Origin of the sequence: Paenibacillus sp. FSL R7-0179, assembly GCF_038002265.1 — a bacterium.
In the GTDB taxonomy this organism is placed as follows: domain Bacteria; phylum Bacillota; class Bacilli; order Paenibacillales; family Paenibacillaceae; genus Paenibacillus_AQ.
On sequence record NZ_JBBOCC010000002.1, the window covers coordinates 1,357,264 to 1,379,548 of the forward strand.

Annotated in this window: 19 protein-coding genes and 1 riboswitch; of the genes, 15 read left to right on the forward strand and 4 right to left on the reverse strand. The window is 53.9% G+C overall.

Going from position 1 to position 22,285, the window contains the following annotated elements; translation table 11 throughout:
* Positions 1-126 precede the first annotated feature (126 nt).
* From MKX63_RS22340 to pyk, 6 genes are all read left to right on the forward strand, one after another.
* Positions 127-3,885, forward strand: coding sequence for a DNA polymerase III subunit alpha (locus tag MKX63_RS22340; protein ID WP_341020156.1), 3,759 nt, complete (start codon positions 127-129; stop codon positions 3,883-3,885).
* Positions 3,886-5,167: 1,282 nt separating this feature from the next.
* Positions 5,168-5,668 (forward strand): phosphatidylglycerophosphatase A family protein, encoded by a 501-nt coding sequence (locus MKX63_RS22345; RefSeq protein WP_036700686.1) that lies wholly within the window; start codon positions 5,168-5,170, stop codon positions 5,666-5,668.
* A 147-nt stretch (positions 5,669-5,815) separates the two neighbouring features.
* Positions 5,816-6,004: a hypothetical protein gene (locus MKX63_RS22350; protein ID WP_036700684.1), complete on the forward strand. Its 189-nt coding sequence runs from the start codon at positions 5,816-5,818 to the stop codon at positions 6,002-6,004.
* 84 nt (positions 6,005-6,088) lie between these two features.
* Positions 6,089-6,982, forward strand: a complete 894-nt coding sequence (gene accD, locus MKX63_RS22355) for an acetyl-CoA carboxylase, carboxyltransferase subunit beta (RefSeq protein WP_341020158.1) — start codon at positions 6,089-6,091, stop codon at positions 6,980-6,982.
* Position 6,983: 1 nt separating this feature from the next.
* Positions 6,984-7,985: an acetyl-CoA carboxylase carboxyltransferase subunit alpha gene (locus MKX63_RS22360; protein ID WP_341020160.1), complete on the forward strand. Its 1,002-nt coding sequence runs from the start codon at positions 6,984-6,986 to the stop codon at positions 7,983-7,985.
* A 375-nt stretch (positions 7,986-8,360) separates the two neighbouring features.
* Positions 8,361-9,785 (forward strand): pyruvate kinase, encoded by a 1,425-nt coding sequence (gene pyk, locus MKX63_RS22365; protein ID WP_036725599.1) that lies wholly within the window; start codon positions 8,361-8,363, stop codon positions 9,783-9,785.
* A 171-nt stretch (positions 9,786-9,956) separates the two neighbouring features.
* Here pyk and MKX63_RS22370 read toward each other — a convergent pair whose 3' ends face one another.
* Positions 9,957-10,700 carry a G1 family glutamic endopeptidase gene (locus tag MKX63_RS22370; protein ID WP_341020162.1) on the reverse strand — a complete coding sequence of 248 codons (744 nt, stop codon included), beginning with the start codon at positions 10,698-10,700 and terminating at the stop codon, positions 9,957-9,959.
* A 102-nt stretch (positions 10,701-10,802) separates the two neighbouring features.
* Between MKX63_RS22370 and MKX63_RS22375 the strand changes: the two genes are divergently transcribed.
* Genes MKX63_RS22375 through MKX63_RS22385 form a run of 3 tightly spaced genes read left to right on the forward strand, consistent with a single transcriptional unit; the run spans position 10,803 to position 12,941 of the window.
* A complete protein-coding gene (locus MKX63_RS22375) occupies positions 10,803-11,984 on the forward strand; it encodes an MFS transporter (protein ID WP_341020164.1) in 1,182 nt (393 codons plus the stop codon).
* A 49-nt stretch (positions 11,985-12,033) separates the two neighbouring features.
* A complete protein-coding gene (locus MKX63_RS22380) occupies positions 12,034-12,513 on the forward strand; it encodes an acyl-CoA thioesterase (protein WP_341020167.1) in 480 nt (159 codons plus the stop codon).
* Between the two features lie 29 nt (positions 12,514-12,542).
* The gene (locus tag MKX63_RS22385; protein WP_341020168.1) at positions 12,543-12,941 is read left to right on the forward strand and encodes an FxsA family protein; all 399 of its coding nucleotides are present in this window, start codon (positions 12,543-12,545) and stop codon (positions 12,939-12,941) included.
* A 390-nt stretch (positions 12,942-13,331) separates the two neighbouring features.
* On the opposite strand, the gene ytvI is transcribed toward MKX63_RS22385, so the two are convergent.
* Entirely contained in the window at positions 13,332-14,447 is a 1,116-nt protein-coding gene (gene ytvI, locus MKX63_RS22390) for a sporulation integral membrane protein YtvI (protein ID WP_341023202.1), read from the reverse strand.
* Positions 14,448-14,837: 390 nt separating this feature from the next.
* Here ytvI and citZ point away from each other — a divergent pair, with 390 nt between their 5' ends.
* The 4 genes from citZ to MKX63_RS22410 all read left to right on the forward strand — a co-directional run bounded on the left by citZ (position 14,838) and on the right by MKX63_RS22410 (position 19,392).
* The gene (gene citZ / locus MKX63_RS22395) at positions 14,838-15,950 is read left to right on the forward strand and encodes a citrate synthase (protein WP_341020170.1); all 1,113 of its coding nucleotides are present in this window, start codon (positions 14,838-14,840) and stop codon (positions 15,948-15,950) included.
* Positions 15,951-16,052: 102 nt separating this feature from the next.
* Positions 16,053-17,348 carry an NADP-dependent isocitrate dehydrogenase gene (gene icd / locus MKX63_RS22400; protein WP_341020172.1) on the forward strand — a complete coding sequence of 432 codons (1,296 nt, stop codon included), beginning with the start codon at positions 16,053-16,055 and terminating at the stop codon, positions 17,346-17,348.
* A gap of 191 nt (positions 17,349-17,539) precedes the next feature.
* Positions 17,540-17,965 (forward strand): hypothetical protein, encoded by a 426-nt coding sequence (locus tag MKX63_RS22405; RefSeq protein ID WP_076082918.1) that lies wholly within the window; start codon positions 17,540-17,542, stop codon positions 17,963-17,965.
* Positions 17,966-18,144: 179 nt separating this feature from the next.
* Positions 18,145-19,392 carry an S-layer homology domain-containing protein gene (locus MKX63_RS22410; protein WP_341020174.1) on the forward strand — a complete coding sequence of 416 codons (1,248 nt, stop codon included), beginning with the start codon at positions 18,145-18,147 and terminating at the stop codon, positions 19,390-19,392.
* Between the two features lie 138 nt (positions 19,393-19,530).
* On the opposite strand, the gene MKX63_RS22415 is transcribed toward MKX63_RS22410, so the two are convergent.
* Both MKX63_RS22415 and MKX63_RS22420 read right to left on the reverse strand, forming a co-directional pair.
* A complete protein-coding gene (locus tag MKX63_RS22415) occupies positions 19,531-20,058 on the reverse strand; it encodes a GNAT family N-acetyltransferase (RefSeq protein ID WP_341020176.1) in 528 nt (175 codons plus the stop codon).
* Positions 20,055-20,225, reverse strand: coding sequence for a hypothetical protein (locus MKX63_RS22420; RefSeq protein WP_341020177.1), 171 nt, complete (start codon positions 20,223-20,225; stop codon positions 20,055-20,057). The genes MKX63_RS22415 and MKX63_RS22420 overlap by 4 nt, the downstream gene beginning before the upstream one ends.
* Positions 20,226-20,515: 290 nt before the next feature.
* Here MKX63_RS22420 and MKX63_RS22425 point away from each other — a divergent pair, with 290 nt between their 5' ends.
* Both MKX63_RS22425 and MKX63_RS22430 read left to right on the forward strand, forming a co-directional pair.
* A complete protein-coding gene (locus tag MKX63_RS22425) occupies positions 20,516-21,388 on the forward strand; it encodes an SDR family oxidoreductase (RefSeq protein WP_341020178.1) in 873 nt (290 codons plus the stop codon).
* A gap of 147 nt (positions 21,389-21,535) precedes the next feature.
* Positions 21,536-22,072 (forward strand): hypothetical protein, encoded by a 537-nt coding sequence (locus tag MKX63_RS22430; protein ID WP_341020179.1) that lies wholly within the window; start codon positions 21,536-21,538, stop codon positions 22,070-22,072.
* A gap of 56 nt (positions 22,073-22,128) precedes the next feature.
* Positions 22,129-22,231: riboswitch (TPP riboswitch) on the forward strand.
* Positions 22,232-22,285: the final 54 nt, after the last annotated feature.

Consider the following 22,285-nt stretch of genomic DNA (forward strand, 5'->3'; position numbering starts at 1 on the left):
ATCAGGCGGCGGCCTGCTTTTGCCTGTCCATATGCTCTTAATCCATTCTATGGGCGGTTCCCCCTCTAATATGATAAAATAGTTTCATCTTATGTTTTGATTTGGAGCTGAAGGGAAGTGGGGAATATGAGCCCATTCGTGCATTTGCATGTGCACAGCGAATACAGTTTACTGGACGGGGCGGCGCGCATTACAGATCTCGTGCGCCGGGCCGGCGAATACGGCATGACATCGCTGGCGCTGACGGATCATGGTGTGATGTACGGGGCCATCCCTTTCTATAAAGCCTGCCAGGCGCAGGGAATCAAGCCGATTATCGGCTGTGAGGCTTATTTGACAGCAGGCTCGCGCCGTGAGCGGGGAAGCCGCAAGGATCAGCCGATCTATCACCTGATTCTGCTGGCGAAGAATATGACCGGCTACCGGAATCTGATGAAGCTGATCTCGATCGGCCATCTGGAAGGCCAGCATTACAAGCCGCGTATCGATATGGAGGCGCTGGCAGCCTATGCCGAGGGCATTATCTGCCTAAGCGCCTGCCTGGGCGGTGAAGTACCGCAGCATCTGCTGCACGGCCGGGAGGAGGAGGCGCGCAAGGCGGCTCTGCGGTATAAGGAGATTTTTGGAAGCGACTTCTATCTGGAGCTGCAGGATCACGGGATTGCCGAGCAGAAGCGGGTGAATCCGCAGCTGATTGCGCTTGCTGAAGAGCTCGGCATTCCGCTGGCAGCGACTAATGATGTCCACTATATGGACAAGGAGGATGCCGAGGTTCAGGATGTGCTGATCTGCATCGGCACGGGCAAATCCGTGGACGATGAGGACCGGCTGAAGATCGGGACAGACCAGCTGTTCTTCAAAAGCGGGGAGCAGATGGCTGCGCTGTTTCCGCATGTACCGCAGGCGATAGAGAACACGCAGCGGATCGCTGAAGCGTGCAATCTGGAGCTGACATTCGGCAATCATATTCTTCCGGAATTCTCGCCTTTGCCGGAAGGGCTGGATGCCGCTGCTTATCTGCGCCAGCTATGCCGTAGCGGGCTGGAGCAGCGCTATGCGGATACTCCGCTCTGGGAATCGCCGGAGCAAAAGGAGACGGCCGAGAAGCGGCTCGACTACGAGCTGGGAGTCATTGAGAGCATGGGGTTCAGCGATTACTTCCTGATCGTGTGGGATTTTATCGCTTTTTGTCACCGCAGCGGTATTGTTACCGGTCCGGGCCGCGGTTCCTCTGCAGGAAGTCTCACCGCGTACACGCTGAAGATTACCGATGTGGACCCGCTGAAATATAATCTGCTGTTCGAGCGGTTCCTGAACCCTGAGCGGATCACGATGCCCGATATTGATATCGACTTCAGCGACGAACGCCGCGATGAGGTCATTGCCTATGTGGTAGACAAGTATGGCAAGGAGCATGTAGCGCAGATCATCACCTTCGGTACGATGGCGGCGAGGGCTGCTGTCCGTGATGTGGGCCGGGCGCTGAATCTGCCGTATAACGAGGTGGACAAGGCGGCGAAGCTGATTCCGGGCCAGCTCGGCATCAGCATCAGCCGGGCGCTGGAGGGCACGCCTGAGCTTAAGGCGCTGTATGAGACGAGTCCGAAGACCAGAGTGCTGCTGGACACGGCGATGAAGGTGGAGGGGATGCCGCGCCATGCTTCGACGCATGCAGCTGGTGTGGTCATCTCCAAGGGGCCGCTGACCGATGCGGTTCCGCTCCAGGCGGGCAATGAGAGCACGGCGCTCACCCAGTACTCCATGGAGCATTTGGAGAGCGTTGGGCTGCTCAAGATGGATTTTCTCGGCCTGCGGACTTTGTCGATTATTGAACGCTGCATGAAATGGGTGAAGGAGATGACCGGGAGCGTGCCGGATTTCCGCATCATTCCGGATCATGATCCGCTCACCTATGAGATGCTGGGAGCAGGCGAGACCACCGGCGTATTCCAGCTGGAATCGGCGGGTGTGCGGCGGGTACTGAAGGACCTCAAGCCAAGCGGGTTCGAGGATATTGTCTCGGTGGTGGCACTGTACCGTCCGGGTCCGATGGAATTCATCCCGAAATTCATCGGGGGCAAGCACGGGGAATTCGAGGTCGTCTATCCGCATGCGGATTTGCAGCCGATTCTGGCCGATACGTACGGCATAATCGTCTATCAGGAGCAGATCATGCAGATTGCCTCCCTGATGGCCGGCTTCTCGCTTGGTGAAGCGGACCTGCTCCGCCGTGCGGTGTCCAAGAAAAAGCGGGAGACGCTGGATCAGGAGCGCAGCCACTTCGTGGAGGGCAGTCTGAAGCAGGGCTACAGCGAAGCGGACGCCCATGCGGTCTATGATATGATCGTGCGGTTCGCCAACTACGGTTTCCCGCGCGCCCATGCGGCTGCTTACGGGGTGCTGGCCTTCCAGACCGCTTATCTTAAGGCGCATTATCCGGTGCAGTTCATGGCTGCTATGCTGACTGCTGTGATGGGGAGCCACCGCAAGGTGGCGGAATATGTCCTGGAATGCCGCCGGTCCGGGATTGCCGTCCTGCCGCCGGATGTCAACGAGAGCGGGGTGCTGTTCACTCCGGTGCCCGGCGAAGGCCGAAGGGCTATCCGCTTCGGGCTGGCTGCAGTGAAGAATGTCGGCACGCAGGCCGTAGAGAACATTATGGCAGTCCGTAAGGAGCGGCCGTTCGACAGCCTGCTCGATTTCTGCCGCCGGGTCGATCTGCGGGTCTGCAACAAGCGCGTGATCGAATCGCTGCTGCAGACCGGCGCCTTCGATACGCTGCCCGGACACCGGGCGCAGCTGCTGGCGATGCTGGATGAGACGGTGGATGCGGCGGCCAAATGGCGCAAGGAGCGAGATGAGCTGCAGATCCAGCTGTTCGATGATCTGATCGAGACGCCGAACTGGGAGATCCGCTACCCGGATATTCCGAGGTTCAGCGGAACCCAGCAGCTGGAGCTGGAGCGGGAGCTGCTCGGGCTCTATCTCTCCGGCCATCCGCTGGATGACCATGCGGGGCTGCTGGAGGAGCCGGGCATGCAGAAGCTGATGGATCTTGGCGAAGCAGCGGATGAGAGTATGACCGTGACGGCCGGTATGGTCGTGTCGCTGAAGGAGATCACGACCAAAGCCGGTAAGGCGATGGCTTTTGTGGAGTGGGAAGACCAGATCGAGCGCTGCGAGGTCGTACTCTTCCCGGAGGTGTGGAAACGCAGCCGCGCCCTGATTGAGAAGGGCGCATTGCTGGCCCTGCGCGCCAAGGTGCAGCAGGAGGACGAGGGCTTCAAGCTGCTGGCCGAGGAGGTAGCGCAGCTCACCTCGGACAGCGTGCGCGGCCTGCTGCAGCGCCGCAGCGCCGGGTCCCGGCCCGCCTACGGCGCGGGCCGCAGTGCCCCCGCAGGAGCGCCTGCGGCCGCTCCTGCAGCCCGCACGGGCGCCGGTGGCCCCGGCGTCCGGCCCGGCGGTGCAGCTGGCGCCGCCGCTGCACCGGGCACGCGCACACCGGCGGCACAGCCGCCCGGTGCGCGCGCTTCTGCGGCCGCTGCGCAGGCCGCGCCCAAGGCCACGGCCGCGTCAGACGCGCGGCCGGGCAGCCCTGCCCCGCTGCGCACGGGGCAGGACCCCGCCGCTGAGCGCTTCGCAGGCTCAGCGCCCGGCGCCCAGCGTGTCTTTATCAAGATCACGCCGGGCGCTGAGCTGAAGGGTCTGCTGCCGCGCCTCCAGGCGCTGCTGCAGACCCATCCGGGACCCGCAGCGACGCTGCTGTTCTACGAGCGCAACCAGAAGGTGCTTGCGCTGAGCGACAGCTACCGGATCGAGCCCTCGGAGGAGCTGTTCGCAGCCATTGAAGAGATGCTGGGTGCCGGGACCGTCCGCCTCCGATAGGAGCAACCAAGCTATCCTGGTGCAGCGTCAGAATTATCTTTATGGGTTGGATCAGTAAAGCGATACCACCTAAAATTGTGTTCGATTTTTAGCATACATTGTGCCTGATTACCGTCACGCCCTCGCAATGTGTTCGGTTTTTCGCATACATTGTGCCCGATTACCGTCACGCCCTCGCAATGTGTTCGATTTTTAGCATACATTGTGCCCGATTACCGTCACGCCCTCGCAATGTGTTCGGTTTTTGACATACATTGTGCCCGATTACAGTCACGCCCTCGCAATGTGTTCGATTTTTAGCATACATTGTGCCCGATTACCGTCACGCCCTCGCAATGTGTTCGGTTTTTCGCATACATTGTGCCCAAGCAATTTACTCTTCTATTTGTTCAGGCCTCATCATGCCGACCCGCTATTTTTAATCTGATGCGCTGCTAGAACCTTATCGGATTTAAAGTAGTGGAGCAGAAACAATTCCCGCTTCAATTTACATCTTTTCCATGCGAGGGTTGTTCTTTAGGGGCGATTGGCTTAGCGTAACGGACTGAGGGGCTCTTATGCGGGAAGAAAGTCGTCACTTGGGCGATTAACGGACCGAAAGGACCTTATCCCCTGCAATTCAGCTCCAAAACATCCCGCAGAAAGATGATAAGGTCGTCTGAGTCCGTTACGCTGCATAAGGGGGCGTTATCGTGGGAAGAAGCTCTCTTCGGTCCGTTAGATTTTTGGGGGTGATAGGGTTTCATTACACGAACCCCTGAGTTTCACAACCCTATCCACCCTTTTAAAGCTGACACTGTACTTGGAGCTTGTTCGAAGTGAACAATCCCATAGGTGTATTATGTGCAATTATCAACCGTGAAAAGGACGGCTTTCCTCTCCTAGCTGTAGTTTGTACAACTAAATCTGCCCGAATGGGTGAGAACCCGGGTATAGTGGCAGTTTAACTGTATGGATTACAGCTAAAAGGAAAGTCTGCGCTAAATCAGAGGATTTAGTTGTACAGAATACACCTAAGCATACCCGTTGCCCCTAATTGGGGCTTGGCAAACCCTCAGCATGGCAGCTGGTTAAAGAGTTTCTCACCAGTTAATTCTGATGCTGCACAGATGCATCTTTTACGGGCAGCCGCTGAGATACACCGATCTTTTTAGCACATTTGTCCCCTCTTCCGCATACATTAGGGAACCAATAGAGTGAACTTATGAATCTGTCAGGCTTCACTCTCAAGTTCAGCTAAATCATAGCGGGGCATTGCCCCGTGCGGAAGGGGAATGACATCATGTCCTATCAAATGGCGGAGGAGCTGCTGGAGCGCCGGGGAGTATCGCTGGACTCGATCGCGGAGATCGTCTATATCCTGCAATCGGTCTATTATCCCAGCTTAACGCAGGAGGAGTGCCTGAGCAGCGTCAAGTCGGTCCTGAACAAAAGAGAGGTCCAGTATACGCTCATGACCGGGATTGCGCTGGATGAGTTAGCCGAGAAAAAGCTGCTGCCCCAGCCGTTTCAGGCGGTAATGGAAGCGGATGAATCGCTCTACGGGGCGGACGAGACGCTGGCGCTGGGCATCACGAGCGTGTATGGAATGATCGGCCTGACGAGCTTCGGCTACCTGGATAAAATAAAGCTTGGAATTATCGGCAAATTGAATGATGATAAGGGGAGCATTCATGTATTCCTGGATGATCTTGTGGCCGGAATTGCGGCTGCAGCTTCAGCCCGGATCGCCCACGGGCATGAGGGTGCGAAGGTCTATCCCCATGTGACAGGGACCGAATAACGGCTGCTCCTGATGCGCTGCGGTCGGCCTCCCGCTCCTGAGTTCTTCCTGCCGGGCTTGCTTGCGGGAAAAAAGAAAACTGTGTTATCATAATTTCATTATATTCAGGATACGGCTAGATTCGAGATTAGGGAGGCCTTGCAGGGCATGTGGACGGTAATCTATATAGCGCCGACCGCCAAAGTGGCGGAGATGATCCAGAGGAAGCTTACGGAAGAAGGATTTCTGATTAAATGCCGTCCCATCAATATGTCCAAGCAGCAGTTTGAGATTCTGGTCCCTTCGGGAGAGCTTGAAGAAGTGCAGGAGGTCCTCAATCTGATTCTGCACCCCTGAAGAGTACAACGTAGAGATTCAAGAGCATTCATGACAGCGGCAAGCTGCTATTTGCGCAAATAAACGGCTGAAGAGGTGCGACCCTTGTTCAAAGATTTATTTCAGAAAAAACGGAAGTACGCGACTATTCCTTCAGAACGTCTGGAGCGAAGCGGCGGACCGGCAGAAGGCGAGCGCCCTAAGCGGGAGATTCCCGAAGGTCTAATGAGCAAGTGCGCCAAATGCGGAACGATCCAGTACAGCAAGGAACTGGAGAAGAATTTGAAAGTATGCCCGTCCTGCGGCTATCATATGCGCCTGAATGCAACCGAACGGATTGCAATGATCCTTGATCCGGAAGGGTTCATTGAGTTCGACAGCGAGATGGCGTCGATTGATCCGCTGAAGTTCCCCGGCTATGCCTCCAAGCTGGAGCAGCAGCAGTCCAAAACCGGACAGGTTGAGGCTGTAATCACCGGCCAGGGCAGCATCGGCGGACATCCGGTGATTGTAGCCGTGATGAATTTTGAATTCTTTACCGGCAGCATGGGATCTGTGGTTGGTGAGAAAATTACAAGAGCGGTGGAAGAAGCGACAGAGCGGAGACTGCCGATGCTGATCTTCTCCACCTCCGGCGGAGCCAGAATGCAGGAGAGCATTCTCAGTCTCATGCAGATGGCGAAGACAAGTAGCGCGCTGGCCCGATTCAGTGAAGCAGGCGGCCTGTATATCTCGGTCATTACTGATCCGACTACCGGTGGAGTATCGGCGAGCTTTGCAAGCCTGGGCGACATTATTATTGCCGAGCCCGGAGCGGTATTCGGCTTTGCCGGACGGATTGTCATCGAGCAGACGATCCGCCAGAAGCTGCCGGAGGATTTCCAGACGGCAGAGTTCAATTTGCAGCACGGACAGCTGGATCTGGTCGTGCACCGTAAGGAAATGCGCTCCACACTCACGAAGCTGCTGGAGCTGCATGATGTGAAAGGGGGATTTTAGGTTGGCAGGAGAGTTGCCTTTTGAAATGCCTCTGGTAGAAATGCGCAAAAAAATCGCCGAGCTCAAGCAGTTCGGTGAAGAGAAGGGCATTGATTTCAGCGATGAGGTAGCCCGGCTTGAGGAGCGCTACAGCGAGCTGGAGAATGAGATCTATTCCAATATATCCCCGGCCCAGAAGATGCATCTGGCCCGGCATCACGGACGCCCGACCTCGCTGGATCTGATCGGGCTTATCTTCACGGACTTTATTGAGCTGCATGGTGACCGTCTGTACGGTGATGATCTTGCGGTAGTCGGCGGAATCGCCAAGCTGAACGGCCGGCCTGTGACCGTTATCGGGCAGCAGCGCGGCAAGGATACGAAGGAGAATATTCTCCGCTTCTTCGGCAGTGCCCATCCGGAGGGCTTCCGCAAGTCATTGCGCCTGATGAAGCAGGCGGAGAAGTTCGGCCGTCCGATCATCACCTTTGTCGATACCAAGGGGGCGTACCCCGGCAATACCGCAGAGGAACGCGGACAATCTGAAGCGATTGCCCGTAATTTGTTCGAGATGTCCCAGCTGGCCGTGCCGGTCATCTGTGTGATTATCGGCGAGGGCGGCAGCGGCGGAGCTTTAGCGATGGCCGTGGGCAACCGCGTGCTGATGCTGGAGAATGCCATCTATTCGGCGATCTCCCCTAACGGTGCGGCGTCGATTCTGTGGAAGGATGCCACCAAGGCGGAGCAGGCCGCGGAGGCCATGAAGATTACGGCCACCGATCTGCTGGAGATGGAAGTCATCGAGGAGATTGTTGCAGAGCCCAGAGGCGGTGCGCACCGGGATTACGAAGCTACGGCGGAGGCTGTGAAGGACACAGTCTGGCGTCACCTGCAGGAGCTGTCCGGCATGGATGCAGCAGCGCTGAAGGAAGACCGTTATCTGAAATTCCGCAAAATCGGCGAGTTTTCCGAGTCGGTGCTGGAGCAGGATTACGATCAGGATGAAGCGCAGATTGTGGAGTAAGCGGGAGCTTTTCTCCGGGGGATGAGCGGCATGGCCGGTCCGCCGGATTTGCACTTTTTAACATATTCCAGCTTATTCCAGACTACGGACGGGACAAGACCTGTTATACAATTATTCCCACTATAATCATCCTGTGCTTGCTGCGGGATGATTTTTCTTTTATCGGCCATCCTAGTATTATTCGACTTTAATTTACAGCAAAAACAGGCACTAACATTGATTTTGTGCTCAACATGCAGTAATATTCATAAGGGCGCAATAAAACGTGCATGTCTTTACATGTGATAAAGTTCCTATACAGAGAGCAAGCCTTATAGTAGATTTTGTAGTTGGAAAAAGCGAGACAGAGAGAACGAAAAAACGGAGGAAAACCTAATGCGGAAAAGTAAAATTGTATGTACGATCGGACCTGCAAGTGAATCGTTGGAGAATATCAAAAAATTGATTTTGGCTGGTATGAATGTGGCCCGTCTGAACTTCTCCCACGGCGATTTTGATGAGCACGGAGCCCGGATCAACACGATCCGTCAAGCATCCAAGGAACTGGGCAAGACTGTTGCCATCCTGCTCGACACCAAAGGACCGGAGATTCGTACTGGCAAGCTGGAAGTAGAACCGATTGAACTGGTTCAGGATGAGTATCTGACTTTGACTACGGAAGAGATCCTTGGCGACCATAACCGTATCTCCATCACTTACAACAACCTGCCTAACGATGTTCAAGTAGGATCGACGATCCTGATCGACGACGGCCTGATCGGCCTTACTGTTGTCGACATTCAAGGCACCGAAATCAAGACCCGTATTGTTAACGGCGGTACGATCAAGAGCAAGAAGGGTGTTAACGTACCAGGAGTATCCATCTCCCTGCCGGGTATTACGGAAAAAGATACCAATGATATCATTTTTGGGATCGGACAGGACATTGATTTTATTGCCGCTTCTTTCGTACGCAAAGCCAGCGACGTTCTGGAAATCCGTGAACTGCTTGCGAAGCATGATGCTTCCCACATTCAGATCATCTCCAAGATCGAGAACCAGGAAGGTGTCGATAACCTGGATGAGATCCTGGCAGTATCCGACGGCCTGATGGTTGCCCGTGGCGACCTTGGTGTAGAAATCCCTGCTGAAGATGTACCTTTGGCTCAGAAGCTGATGATTCAGAAATGTAACATCGCCGGCAAACCGGTAATCACAGCTACCCAAATGCTGGATTCCATGCAGCGCAACCCGCGCCCGACCCGCGCTGAAGCAAGTGACGTAGCGAACGCAATCTTCGACGGAACTGATGCAATCATGCTGTCCGGTGAGACTGCTGCCGGGAAATATCCGGTAGAATCCGTACTGACTATGTCCCGTATTGCTGAGAAAGCAGAATCTGCTCTGAACCACCGTGAGATCTTCATGAAGCAGCAGATTGCTCAAGAAACTACCGTAACTGAAGCGATCAGCCAATCCGTAGCGATCTCCGCTCTGGATCTGAATGCTAAAGCGATCATTTCTTCGACTGTAACTGGCCACACTGCACGCGTGGTTTCCAAATATCGTCCTAAATCACAGATCATTGCTGTTACTACCCAGGAAAGAACAATGCGTCAGCTGGCGCTGGTATGGGGCGTAACTCCTGTATTCGGTCCTGAAGCTCATTCTACTGACGAATTGCTGGAAACAGCTCTTAACGGCGGTAAGGCTTCCGGTCTGGTTAAAGCCGGCGATCTTGTAGTCATCACTGCAGGTATCCCGCTTGGACGTTCCGGTTCCACTAACCTGGTGAAGGTAGATACGATTCCAGCCGACTAGGATTTGGAAGAGCTTCTGCAGCACGAATAAGATATAATGAGAAGAGCAGTGGCGCTTGATTGCCGCTGCTCTTTTTTTGATAAGCGGACGCTCTGGAAGTTCAAGATATATGTTGATATCAGGGATGTAAATGGATATATTGGACCTGTGTGTTTGGAGCAAGGCAGTATGTCAGGGAGTCGTATAAATAGGGTTCCTGGAATACACGGCAGGGGGACTTTTACGATAGATCCGTCTGACCGAAAAGGCGCTTCCGCAAGAACGCGGGAGAGATGGCACGGCCAACAGCTTCTTATTCTGGATCATAACGCCGCCGTCTGAGACCTTTAGTCTGGGGCTGCGCCCATTGACTTGACAGCAGGTGAAGCAGACTGTGGATAACTTGGCCAGCGGAGCAATATCGAATCCCACTTGGGGTGCTTCGACAATCCATTCGGCAGAGCTTTGCGGTCCGTTATAGCGCTGTACCGTGCGGAAGACCCAACCTTTGCTGAGATTGCGCAGGGTGATGCACCATTTGCCGGGACTCAGCTTGACGATGGAAGCACGCATATGGTTGCCGGGGGAGACGGGAAAAGGAATGACGGTTTCGGAGGCGGGGAGAATCTCCCACCAGGCATAATACCGGACTTTACCGTTCACCGACTCATGGCCGGTGCCGGTCTGGATCAGGCTGCTGTTCTTGAAGCCGTCAATGCCGATCCAGGCCGAGGAGAACGTAGCTTTTTCCGTAGGCTTTACATAAGGGACGATCCAGTCGGCAGATATCTGCCGGTAGCTGCCTTTTTTGCCGGAAATGGCATAACCGCTCCAGTTGCTTGAGGTCCAGCCGAAGCCGGAACTGGCGGCTCTGCCCGTATTGAGTTTATCCTTCAGACAGGGTTTGCTCCGTGTTAATCTATTGACTTGGCCCACTTGTCCACCGCCTCATAATAGGTTGTGCTCTATTTAATGCAGCAGGCGGCTATGAAGGTTGGGTATTCTGTTAAAAAGAATGAGAGAGGACTTGTAATCCCCATGGAAAAAATAACAAAGCTGCGCGGGTTCTATCTGTTTCTGGGACTGGCCGGGGGCTCCTTCGGCTCCTACCTCTCGCTGCTGCTGAAATCAAACGGACTTGAAGTCAGCCAGATCGGCTTGCTGATGGCTATAGGGACGCTGATCGCCATCTGTGTGCAGCCTTTATGGGGAATGGTCTCCGACCGGTATAACCAGGCGCGGCTGGTGCTGATTCTGAGCGTGGCGGTTCCGGCGGTGCTTGCGGTCCTGTACCGCTCGGAATATTTCATCGTGCTGATGCTGGTGTATACCGTGTCCACGATCTTCTCCTCTACACAGGCGCCTATAGCCGACTCGTACGCCATAGCGGCTGCGAACAGGGCTGGAGCCACTTACGGCAGCATCCGCATGATGATGAGCATAGGCGCTGCCGTAGGGGCCATTGCGGGGGGGCAGTATGTATCCAAGTTCTCTGTATCGACCATCTGGCTGCCGTTTCTGCTTTTGAATTGCATCGCCGTATTCATCGCCTTCACCCTTCCTAAGCAGGCGGAGGAGAATCATATGATGAGCCAGTCCTTCTCGCAGGGTATCAAAAAACTGCTCGGCAACCGTATATTCCTGGCCTTCCTGGGCGGGAGCTTTCTGGTCAATCAGACGATGACGGCCTTCGGGACCTATTTCGTGATTGCCTTCCAGTCAGTCGGCGGGTCCACGAGCTCTGCGGGAATCGCCCTGTTCCTGGCGTCGATTACCAATGTTCCATCCATGTTCTTCGCCTCCAAGGTCATCCGCAGGCTTGGCATGGAGCGGACACTGCTGCTTGGTGCGCTGATCTATGTGCTGCGCTGGGGTATCCAGGTGGCCTTCCCTTACCCTTCCGTGATGATCGGCGTGCAGGTGCTTCACGGCCTCTCGTTCGGGTTCTTTTATATCGCGGCGGTTGAATATGTATCGAAGATTACCTCACCGGAGATGCAGGCGACCGGGCAAAGTGTATTTAACATCGTATTCTCCGGGTTAGCCGGCATTCTGGGCAATCTGCTGAACGGGATGCTGCTGAATCAGGGCGGGGTTGGTCTGATGAACCTCTCCTGTATGCTTAGTGCGGCTGCGGGCGCGGCTCTGCTGGTCTATGTCGCCCGAAGCTCACGCCGCAAGCTGCCGCTTGCGTCTGCATCCGGCGGTGTCGGCGCTTAAGCGTTCTGCTGGCTGCCGGACAGGCTGTATTATAGAAAGGAGCATGAATATGAATCTGCGTAAGCCTGGATGTGCCAGCCGCTGGCACAGTACCTCCATCCGTGTTCGTTATCAGGAGACGGACCAGATGGGGGTGGTCTATCATGCCAACTATTTGATCTGGTTTGAGTGCGGCCGTACGGAGATGTTCCGTGAGCTGGGCTTTGATTACCGGATGCTGGAGGGACTCGGCCTGCTGCTGCCGGTAACCTCTGCAGATTTGCAATTTAAAAGCCCCGCGCGATATGATGATCTTATTACCGTGTATGCGCGGTTAACTACCTTCTCGGCTCTGAGGGTTGTGTATGAATATGAAATCCGCCGGATGGCGGCGGGTCAGGAAGGGCAGGAGCGGACCGCAGGCGAGCTTCTGGTCAGCGGCTCGACGAGCCATGTCTGGCTGAACGGGGAGTGGAGGCCGGTGCGGATTGACAGGGCACAGCCTGAGCTGTTCCAGGCCATCCTGGCTGCGCTGAAGGAAGAAGAATAGCGTTAACGTAAGGAAGAAGGAGGAGCAGTATGATCAGGAACAAATGGCTGTGGGCCGCCTTATTTGCAGTCCCGGCCGTGGAATTATTCGGTTTCATCTATGTCTCAAGTTTTCTTGGAGCGCCCAAGACACTGCTGATCATGCTGGCTACTTCAGTCATCGGTTTGCTTATGATGCGGTTCGAAGGCAAGAAGGTGCTGCAGGACAGCAGAACACATATGCAGGAGGGCCGGGTGCCCGGACGGACCATGCTGGACGGCTTATGTATTTTCTTCGGCGGTCTGCTGCTGATTCTCCCGGGATTTGTCACAGATCTGATCGGCTTTACTCTGGTATTTCCGCTGACCCGGCCGGTCTACCGGGTTTTTCTGCTCAAATGGATCGAGAAGAAGATGAAAAACGGCACGTTCACCTTCTACCGCAGGTAGCGGGTGGGCGTTTGCTGGCGGTATGGTGTGTCAGAAGGTGTTCAGTTGCAGGGTACTGCGGCTGGATGCCTTTTTGGCGTTAGGGGGTTGTGGGGGGAGCAGCAGCGGCCGGGAACAGTTGGATATTGTCCACTTACTGGTGGGCGCAAGAGACACTCTAAGCTTTTAGTTGGAAAAACAACACTTATTAGGCTGCAATTTCTCTCAATGGGCGATGTTCGTAGAATTAAGTGACGTTTTTCCAACTGTTACTCTAAAAAGTTTAAAAACTTCTAAAACAGTATACGTTTATCCAACTAATAGGCCATCAGTAATAAGAGTGTGAGAATTACTTTAACTACACTTATCCCTAATGGTTCGCTATGCTCAACTAGTTTCGAACCTTGCCCCCTAATACAGCCTGCCGCTAAGGATATAGGTGCGCAGGGCGCGGAATACGCCGGCGCGGGCGAACGCGTCGAGAATAACGAGCAGCACAGGGCCGAGGATCAGGCCCAGCATGCCCATCAGCTGAAGGCCGGCGAACATGCCGATCAGCATGGCGAGCGGATCGACGCCGATACTGCTGGCGAGTACCTTGGGCTCCAGCACCTGGCGGGTGATCAGGATGACGCCGTAGAGCACCAGCAGCCCGATGGCCAGCGCCATGTTCCCGGTCATGTATGAATATAAGGCCCAGGGCAGAATGACGATACCGACGCCCAGATAAGGAATCAGGTCGACGATGCCGATGGTCAGGCCGATGGCGAAGGCTGATTTGACCCCCAGCAGCAGCAGGCCGATGATCACAATTACCGCCGTTACGGAGATCAGCACCAGCTGGGCGCGGATATAGCCGAACAGCGCCTTGCGCAGATCCTTCCAGATCTCCGACACCGGTCTCAGCAGCGGGGCCGGGAGCAGGGCGGTCAGCTTGGCATTATGCCGTTCCCAGCCGGTGCTGAGGAAGAAGGCGGCCAATACGATGACAATCAGAATGGTGCCAAGGCTCGGCAGCGAGGAGATCAGCTTCAGGATGATATTGAAGAATCCGGTAATCATCTGCGTCACGGCTTGGCCGACAGTTTCTGTGGTCCGGTTGATATTGCTGTCAATGGTGGCATGATAACCCGGATTGTCGTGGTAAAACTGGTTGATTTGGTTAATAATATTTTGAATGCTGGCATTGCGGCTTAAGGACAGCAACAGCTCCCGCCACTGATCGGTATGAAGATCGAAGGTCTGGAGCAGCCCGATCAGCTCTTTAACCAGCCGGGTGATGAGTGCGGTCAAGACAAGTGCGATGCCTCCGATGTAGAACAGCAGCGAGAGGGATACGGCGAGCCAGCCGGGGAGCTTCATCCCCTTCAGGATCAGGACCAGCGGATGCATAAGATAAGCCAGCAGCCAGGCGATCAGCAGGGGGTATAGAAGCGGCAGCAGTACATATGCAGCCAGCAGAATCAGGGCGGCAGCAAGCACGACCCAGAGGCCGCGCAGCATTCTTTTAAGCACAAGTGTATCGATCATCGGTCCCTCCTACTCTGGGGGATTCCAGAAATAACGGCTCGTCTTATATATATTCATAAGGGGTGTGAAAAGACTAGCAGCGGTAGAAAAGCGCAGGCGGCGGCCATATCCATAACCTGGAAGCTGGTTCGTGAAACAGATTTTGCGTTCGTTTTTTTCTATCCCTCCGATAAAATCATTTGATGTCCTGCAAAGCTTCCACGTTGTTCACATAACCGTCAAAATCCGGTATGATAATTAAAGGTTAAAGAGCAGAAATCTAGTTGCATTCTTCTGAGCCGGTCCTGAAGCTTTTTTCAGAGAGAGTTGAAATACTTGGAAATGTAAATGTTTACATGAGGTTTGAAGCGGCACTATACACTCTTGTTGGCAAAGGAGAGAGATACTATGACAGCTACTAAAGGACTTGAAGGCATTGTTGCAACGACCTCCTCAATCAGCTCTATCGTAGATGGAGTGCTCACTTACCGCGGCTATGATATTGACGATCTTGCGGACCATGCCACATTTGAGGAGACTGCTTATTTGCTGTGGTTCGGCAGTCTGCCGACGGTGCCGGAGCTTGAAGCTCTGCGGCGCGAGCTCAGCGCTCATGCTGCGATCCCTGAGCAGGTGCTCACTCAAATGAAGCTGTATCCCAAGGAAGCCAACACCATGGCCGCTTTGCGCTCTGCCGTATCGAGTCTGGCCCTGTACGATGAAGCTGCCGATGATATGAGCAAGGAAGCGAACCAGACCAAGGCGCTGAAGCTGCAGGCGCAGATTCCGACTGTAGTCGCCGCACTGGCGCGCATCCGCAAAGGCCTGGAGCCGGTGGCGCCCAAGGCGGGACTGACCATCGCCGAGAACTTCCTCTACATGCTGTGGGGCAAAGAGCCGGATGCGGTATCCGTCAAGGCGCTGGATACGGCGCTTGTGCTGCATGCTGACCATGAGCTGAACGCATCGACTTTTGCCGGGCGGGTAACGGTTGCGACCTTGTCCGACATCTATTCCGGTGTGACTTCGGCGATCGGGGCGCTTAAGGGGCCGCTGCATGGCGGGGCGAATGAAGCCGTAATGAAGATGCTGGAGGAGATCGGCAGCCTGGACGCGGTGGAGCCGTATATCCAGGGCAAGCTGGAGCGCAAGGAGAAGATTATGGGCTTCGGACATCGTGTCTACAAGAACGGGGATCCGCGCGCCAAGCACCTGATGAAGATGTCCAGCGAGCTGGGCACGATGAAGAATGACACCAGTCTCTATGACATGTCGGTCAAGGTGGAAGAGCTGATCACCAGCCAAAAGGGGCTGAAACCGAACGTCGATTTCTATTCGGCATCGGTCTACACACAGCTGGGGATCGAACGGGAGCTGTTCACCCCTATCTTCGCCATCAGCCGGACTTCGGGCTGGACAGCCCACATTCTGGAGCAGTATGAAGACAACCGTATCATCCGTCCGCGTGCGGAATATACAGGCATGTCCGACATGAAGTATGTCCCTGTAGACGAGCGATAACAGGGCGGCAGGGAGGGCGGCCCTTGCGGGCTGCTCTGCCCCTTTAGTACAATGAATGATATGAATGCTTATACATTATACTTTTAGGAGGAATATCTACAAATGTTGAAACTGGAACAATACGATCTGCCCACAGAAGGCGAACAAATTACAATCGAAGACGGCAAGCTGCTGGTTCCGGATCAGCCGATCATTCCATTCATTGAGGGTGACGGGACAGGCCGTGACATTTGGAAAGCCTCCAAGCGGGTGCTGGATGCAGCTGTAGAGAAAGCCTACGGCGGTAAGAAAAAAATTGCGTGGTACGAAGTGTTTGCCGGCGAGAAGGCCTTCAATACATATGGTGAATGGCTGCCGAACGACACGCTGGAAGCGATCCGTGAGTACATTGTGGCAATCAAGGGCCCGCTGACTACTCCAATCGGAGGCGGTATCCGCTCCCTGAACGTGGCGCTGCGCCAGGAGCTTGACCTGTACGTATGTCTGCGTCCGGTGCGCTACTTCGACGGCGTTCCTTCTCCGGTGAAGCATCCTGAGCTGGTGGATATGGTTATTTTCCGTGAGAACACTGAGGATATCTATGCGGGGATCGAATATCAGGAAGGCTCCGCCGAAGTGAAGAAGGTGATCGAATTCCTGCAGAAGGAAATGGGCGTGAACAAAATCCGCTTCCCGGAAACATCCGGTATCGGTATCAAGCCTGTATCCGAGGAAGGCTCGAAGCGCCTTGTTCGTTCAGCAGTAGAGTATGCAATCAAGCACGGACGCAAGAGCGTGACTCTGGTACACAAAGGCAACATCATGAAATTCACTGAAGGTGCCTTTAAGAACTGGGGCTATGAAGTGGCTGAACAGGAGTTCGGCGATAAGGTCTTCACCTGGAACCAGTACGATGTCATCAAGGAGCGCGACGGTGAAGCGGCTGCGAATGCTGCCCAGAAGGAAGCCGAAGCGGCAGGCAAGATCATCGTTAAGGATGCCATTGCGGATATTGCTCTGCAGCAGGTATTGACCCGCCCGACAGACTTCGATGTCATTGCGACGCTGAACCTGAACGGTGACTATCTCTCCGACGCACTGGCTGCCCAGATTGGCGGCATCGGTATCGCTCCGGGAGCGAATATTAACTATATTACGGGACATGCTATTTTTGAAGCTACACATGGTACGGCACCTAAGTATGCTGACAAGGATGTAGTGAATCCGGGCTCTGTTATTCTTTCCGGCGTCATGCTGCTTGAGCATCTGGGCTGGCAGGAAGCAGCTGACCTGATCTACAAGGGAATGAGTACAGCGATTAACAACAAGACGGTTACTTACGACTTTGCCCGCCAGATGGAAGGCGCCACTGAGCTGAAATGCTCTGCTTTTGCTGACGAGATCATCAATCATCTGTAAGCAGGCTGGGCCCGTAAATATTACAGATATAAGCTGCACATCCGTGTAGCTTATATCTATGTAGCCGCCTGTAGACTATCATGCGGCGCTCGACCAGTCCGCTGATTCGGTCCACGCGGTGACTTCCTCTGTAACCGTGTAACCCCGGCAATCTGCCGGAGCCCCTCAAATTGAAAATGGAGGAGATTACGATGGGTCATATTTTCTTTTTTCTGCATATGATCGGAACGCTGGCGCTTGGCTTCTATCTGGTGCTGCCGTTTATCTTAAGCGGGACGGCTAAGCTGTCCTCCCCGGCTAAGGAAGGCACGCTCAGTGCAATCGGTGGTTTCAACCGCTTTGCCCAATACGGGCTGGTGATTCAGCTGCTGACCGGCGGCTACATGATGACCAAGGGCGAGTATTCTGTACCTTGGATGATCATTGTTACGGTGCTTCTGCTGGCTATGTTCGCGTTCGGCGGAATTATGACCAAGCCTCTGCGCCTTGCTGCGGCAGGCATGAGAGAGAACCGTGATGTCTCTGCGGAGACTGCCAAGATCCGTACCATGAGTCTGCTGCTGATGGTCTCGCTGGTCGTCATGATCTTTTTCATGGTGTATAACACAATTATCTAATGAACCTGCTGCCGGATGGGTAGTAGGGTGCTTACAGCTCTGGAAGCCTCGGCCTCCAGGGCTGTTTCGTATGTCTGGAAGCACATTGCTGGAGATTGTTCCCAACGGCCGTGGATTCCGCTACACTGTGATTAGGTACTTAGTTCATTTGGGATCACATACATAGGAGCGTGGCAGTAATGATTGGAAGAAAAATAGTAACGGTGGGGCTAAGTCTGGGCTTGCTGCTGGGTTCATCCGGGGTTATATATGCGGCAGCCGATTATGAAGGACACTGGGCACAGAAGCCGATTAGCCTCTGGCTGGAAAAGGGATGGCTGAAGGGATTCGCGGACGGGTCAGTCCGGCCGGATCAGGCGATCACCAGAGCGGAATTTATCAAGTTGATCAACGGGTTCGCCGGGCTGACGGCGGAGAGCAAGGTGAAGGCCGATTTCAGCGATCTGCCTAAGACGGACTGGGCCTACGAAGAAATCTCTAAAGCACTCGATGCGGGCATTATTAAGGGTTATGGCGGCACGATTCGTCCGGGCGATCCCGTTATGCGCCAGGAGGCGGCGATTATGGTGAGCAGATTGCTGCATTATGAGACGGGGAGCACGGAGGTATTATCCATGTTCAGTGATAAGGATCAGATTGCAGGCTGGAGCCAAGCCGATGTCGCTGCTATGATCAATGCCGGAGGAATGAGGGGATACCCGGACGGACGGTTTGCTCCAAAACAAGCGATGACCCGGGCCGAAGCGATTGCACTGCTGGATTACTACAACGTCACAAGCGGCGGCTTGCAGAGTGTAACTATCAGCCGTTCTGAGGGGCTCGGAAGCTTTGAGCCGGGAGCCATCAAATACTATAACAATGTCACCGTATCCGGCTATGATGTGCTGCTGCAGAATCTTAAGATATTTGGAGACCTGGTCTTGGAAGGAATTGGCAACGGAGAGGTGGACTTGGACAGTGTTGAAGTGTTAGGGAAGGTCATCATACAGGGAAGCGGAGATCCCTTAGTGCAGCTCAAGAACACAACCCTGAACCAAGTGATTGTGCAGAAGAAGAGTGGAACTGCCCGCCTGGTAACCGAAGGTGCAACATGGGTGAAGGCGGTGTCGGTACAATCTAATGTGATTCTGGAGGAGGATGAGGGTACCGGTGCCGGGTTCACAGATATTGATCTGCCATCCGGCCCTGCAGCCGGGCTCGCAGTGATGCTTAAGGGCAATTTCGGAGACGTGAACGTTGAAGCCGATGGACCCAACCTCCACCTGCAAAAAGGCTCCATACGCACGGTCAAGACCGCTGCCTCTGCATCAGGACTTAAGATGGAGCTGGATGAAGGCACAACGGTTACTCAGGCTATTCTGAATACGTCAACGAAGGTTACGGGAACAGGCAGAGTTCTGGATGTAATTGTGAAAGAAGATGAATAGAATCCTGAATGAAAAGTTGCTCTTCTAAAGGGCGTCATGCGGAGCATAGAAGAATGTATGCGACAAACCGAATATATTTAGCATGATGATGCTCCTTAAGTGTAGCATAAGGTCTCAGCATCTCTCCCCAGTCTGGTTCTATATCCCGTTATGCCCCAGGTACTCCCGGTCCAGTATTGCATAGAAGTATTGGTTGACCCACTGGTTGTTCCAGTGTATTTCTTCCCGGAATACGCCCTCGCGGACCATGCCTAACCTGTCCAGTACCTTGATGGATGAGGTATTGTATTCATTGCACATAGCCACGACTCTGTGGGCCCTCCATTCTTTAAAAGCAAGCTTCAAGGCCAGCTGAGCCGCTTCGGTGCAGTAGCCTTGCCCCCGGTATTCAGGGAAAAGGCTGTAGCCCAGCTCCCAGCTCTCGCGCTCTTTTACATACCAGTGCAAATGCACTTCACCTGCAGGGGTTGCCTCCGGGGAGGCGAGCCGGATCACGAATTGTTTGTACCAGTCGCTATGGATTCGTTCCGCCACGGTCTTCCGGACTGCCTCCTTGTCGGTTGGAATCATATCCTCGAAGGGCCAGAGTGAGGCGTTGGTTTCAAGCGTTGTGATGAAATCGATATCGTCCGGGGTGACCGGAGAGAGTGAAATTCTTGCGTTCATTTTGCAAAACCTCCTGTTAGTATGATTTCGATCCTACAGATGTCACTATGCTGTGTTATGGTGCCGAAGCGGCCATTAACAATCCCGATGCTTGTATGATGCAGCGGCGGCCGTCCGGTTCCATCGATTACCGTTCCGTTCACCAGCAAGAAGCGCTCATTTCCCATGATAGAAGCGTCCCCTCCGTTAAGGTAGTTGTCGTTCCTCACCAAGTATAGGGCTTTCCCCTTAGCGGATATAGATAATATTCTCTTTGGAAACGTTCGTTGCATACTGTACTAACGTCCCGCTAGAGGTGCCGGTGAATGAAGATTAGCTGTTTGGGCGGCTGCCAAGTGTGGTAAGTAACATAACGTACAGCCAAGCAGGCACACTGCCTGATGCATAAACACCAGACCTTAAGCCATGCTAACATGATCAATCAACATTACTGTGGACAGCGAAAGGAGAATGGATTATGCCAGACACTAACAAACAACCTGTCAAAACCCTGCCCCCGCAGGTACAGGATCAGCGCCCCGGAATTGAGAGTGAGATGAACCCGCTCCCGGAGTTTGAGACCCCGGCGTACAAGGCCGCAGGCAAGCTGCTGGGCAAGGCCGCGCTTATTACCGGAGGCGACAGCGGGATCGGGCGTGCGGTTGCCGTTCATTTTGCCAAGGAGGGCGCGGATGTGGTGATCTCCTACTTGAACGAGCATGAGGATGCGGAAGAGACCAAGCGCCAGGTGGAGCAGGAGGGCAGAAAGTGTATTCTGATCGCCGGGGACATCGGGGACGAATGCTTCTGTCAGAGCTTGATTCGTCAAACGGTTGAAGGACTCGGCAAGCTTGACATCCTAATCAACAATGCGGCGGAACAGCATCCGCAGGACCATATTGAGGACATCACAGCGGAGCAGCTGGAGCGCACGTTCCGGACGAATATTTTCTCCATGTTCTATCTGACCAAGGCAGCCATGCCTCATCTTAAAAAAGGCGCTACGATCATTAACACCACTTCCATCACGGCGTATCGCGGCAGCCCGCAGCTGCTGGACTATTCGTCCACCAAGGGAGCGATTCTCAGCTTCACCCGTTCGCTGTCGATGAATCTGGCCGATAAGGGCATCCGCGTGAACGCGGTAGCGCCCGGACCGATCTGGACCCCGCTGATTCCGTCAACCTTTGACGCGAAGAAGGTCAGTGAGTTCGGCGGCACCCAGCCGATGAAGCGCCCGGGACAGCCTGAAGAGCTGGCACCGGCTTATGTATACCTGGCCTCGGACGATTCCTCCTATGTGAGCGGACAGGTGATGCATGTGAACGGCGGCGAGGTTGTCAACGGCTGATGGGTGCTGGATGCAGATTTGTGTGCAACATATAAATTCTATTTTAAAAAAGCCTAACCGCTTGCCGGCAGGCTTTTTTTCTGCGCTTGTAACTATTACAATATATTTCCGTCTATTTAGATAATTGGATATGAAAAGGGGATTGGGATGCTTAGAAAAAAAGGATTCATTCTATCGGCAGCGGGGATTTTTGTTTTTCTGGTAGTGTTCATTTATTTGACTCCTTTTGCAGGGAGACTTGTGGCAAATACAAGGTTGGAAGGATATGCAAAAAGCATTGGGATTAGAATTACACAGGAATCGCCGCCGCTACCCCTTGTTACTTCCGGTAAAACCCAAATTCCAGTTACCCAAGGCAGCTATTGCTGGGGGAATTTAGGATGTGCGGATTATACAGGAGGACAATCCATGGTACAGGGGGTTACTCCCACTGTTATAGCCTCTGGGGGGAAGATCGATGTTGCTTTTACTTATAAACCGGCACCCGATGAGGTAAACGTTCAGCAATTTGTCGATGATAAAGAAGTGCAAATTCCATTGAAGAACGGCTCTTTTAATGCTCCAAAAGAACAAGGCGTTTATTACTACGGCATATCAGCATTCTGGACAACCGAGGATGGTAAATTTTCAGAAGGGAGTTCATCTGTGGTTTTTGTAATTGAAGTAAAATCTACGAAAGAATAGCTCTAACAGGAATTATATGCTAATATACAACAAGCAAGACGAAACAACCGCATATGAACGATCACTAGGGGTGCCGCAAGGCTGAGACGGGCGTAGTTGTCCGGACCCTTTGAACCTGATCTGGTTTATACCAGCGTAGGGAAGTGGAGAACGAATATTGCAGCGGGGTACACGGCTCATCCCGGTATTCCTGCTTATATTCCAGACTGCTTC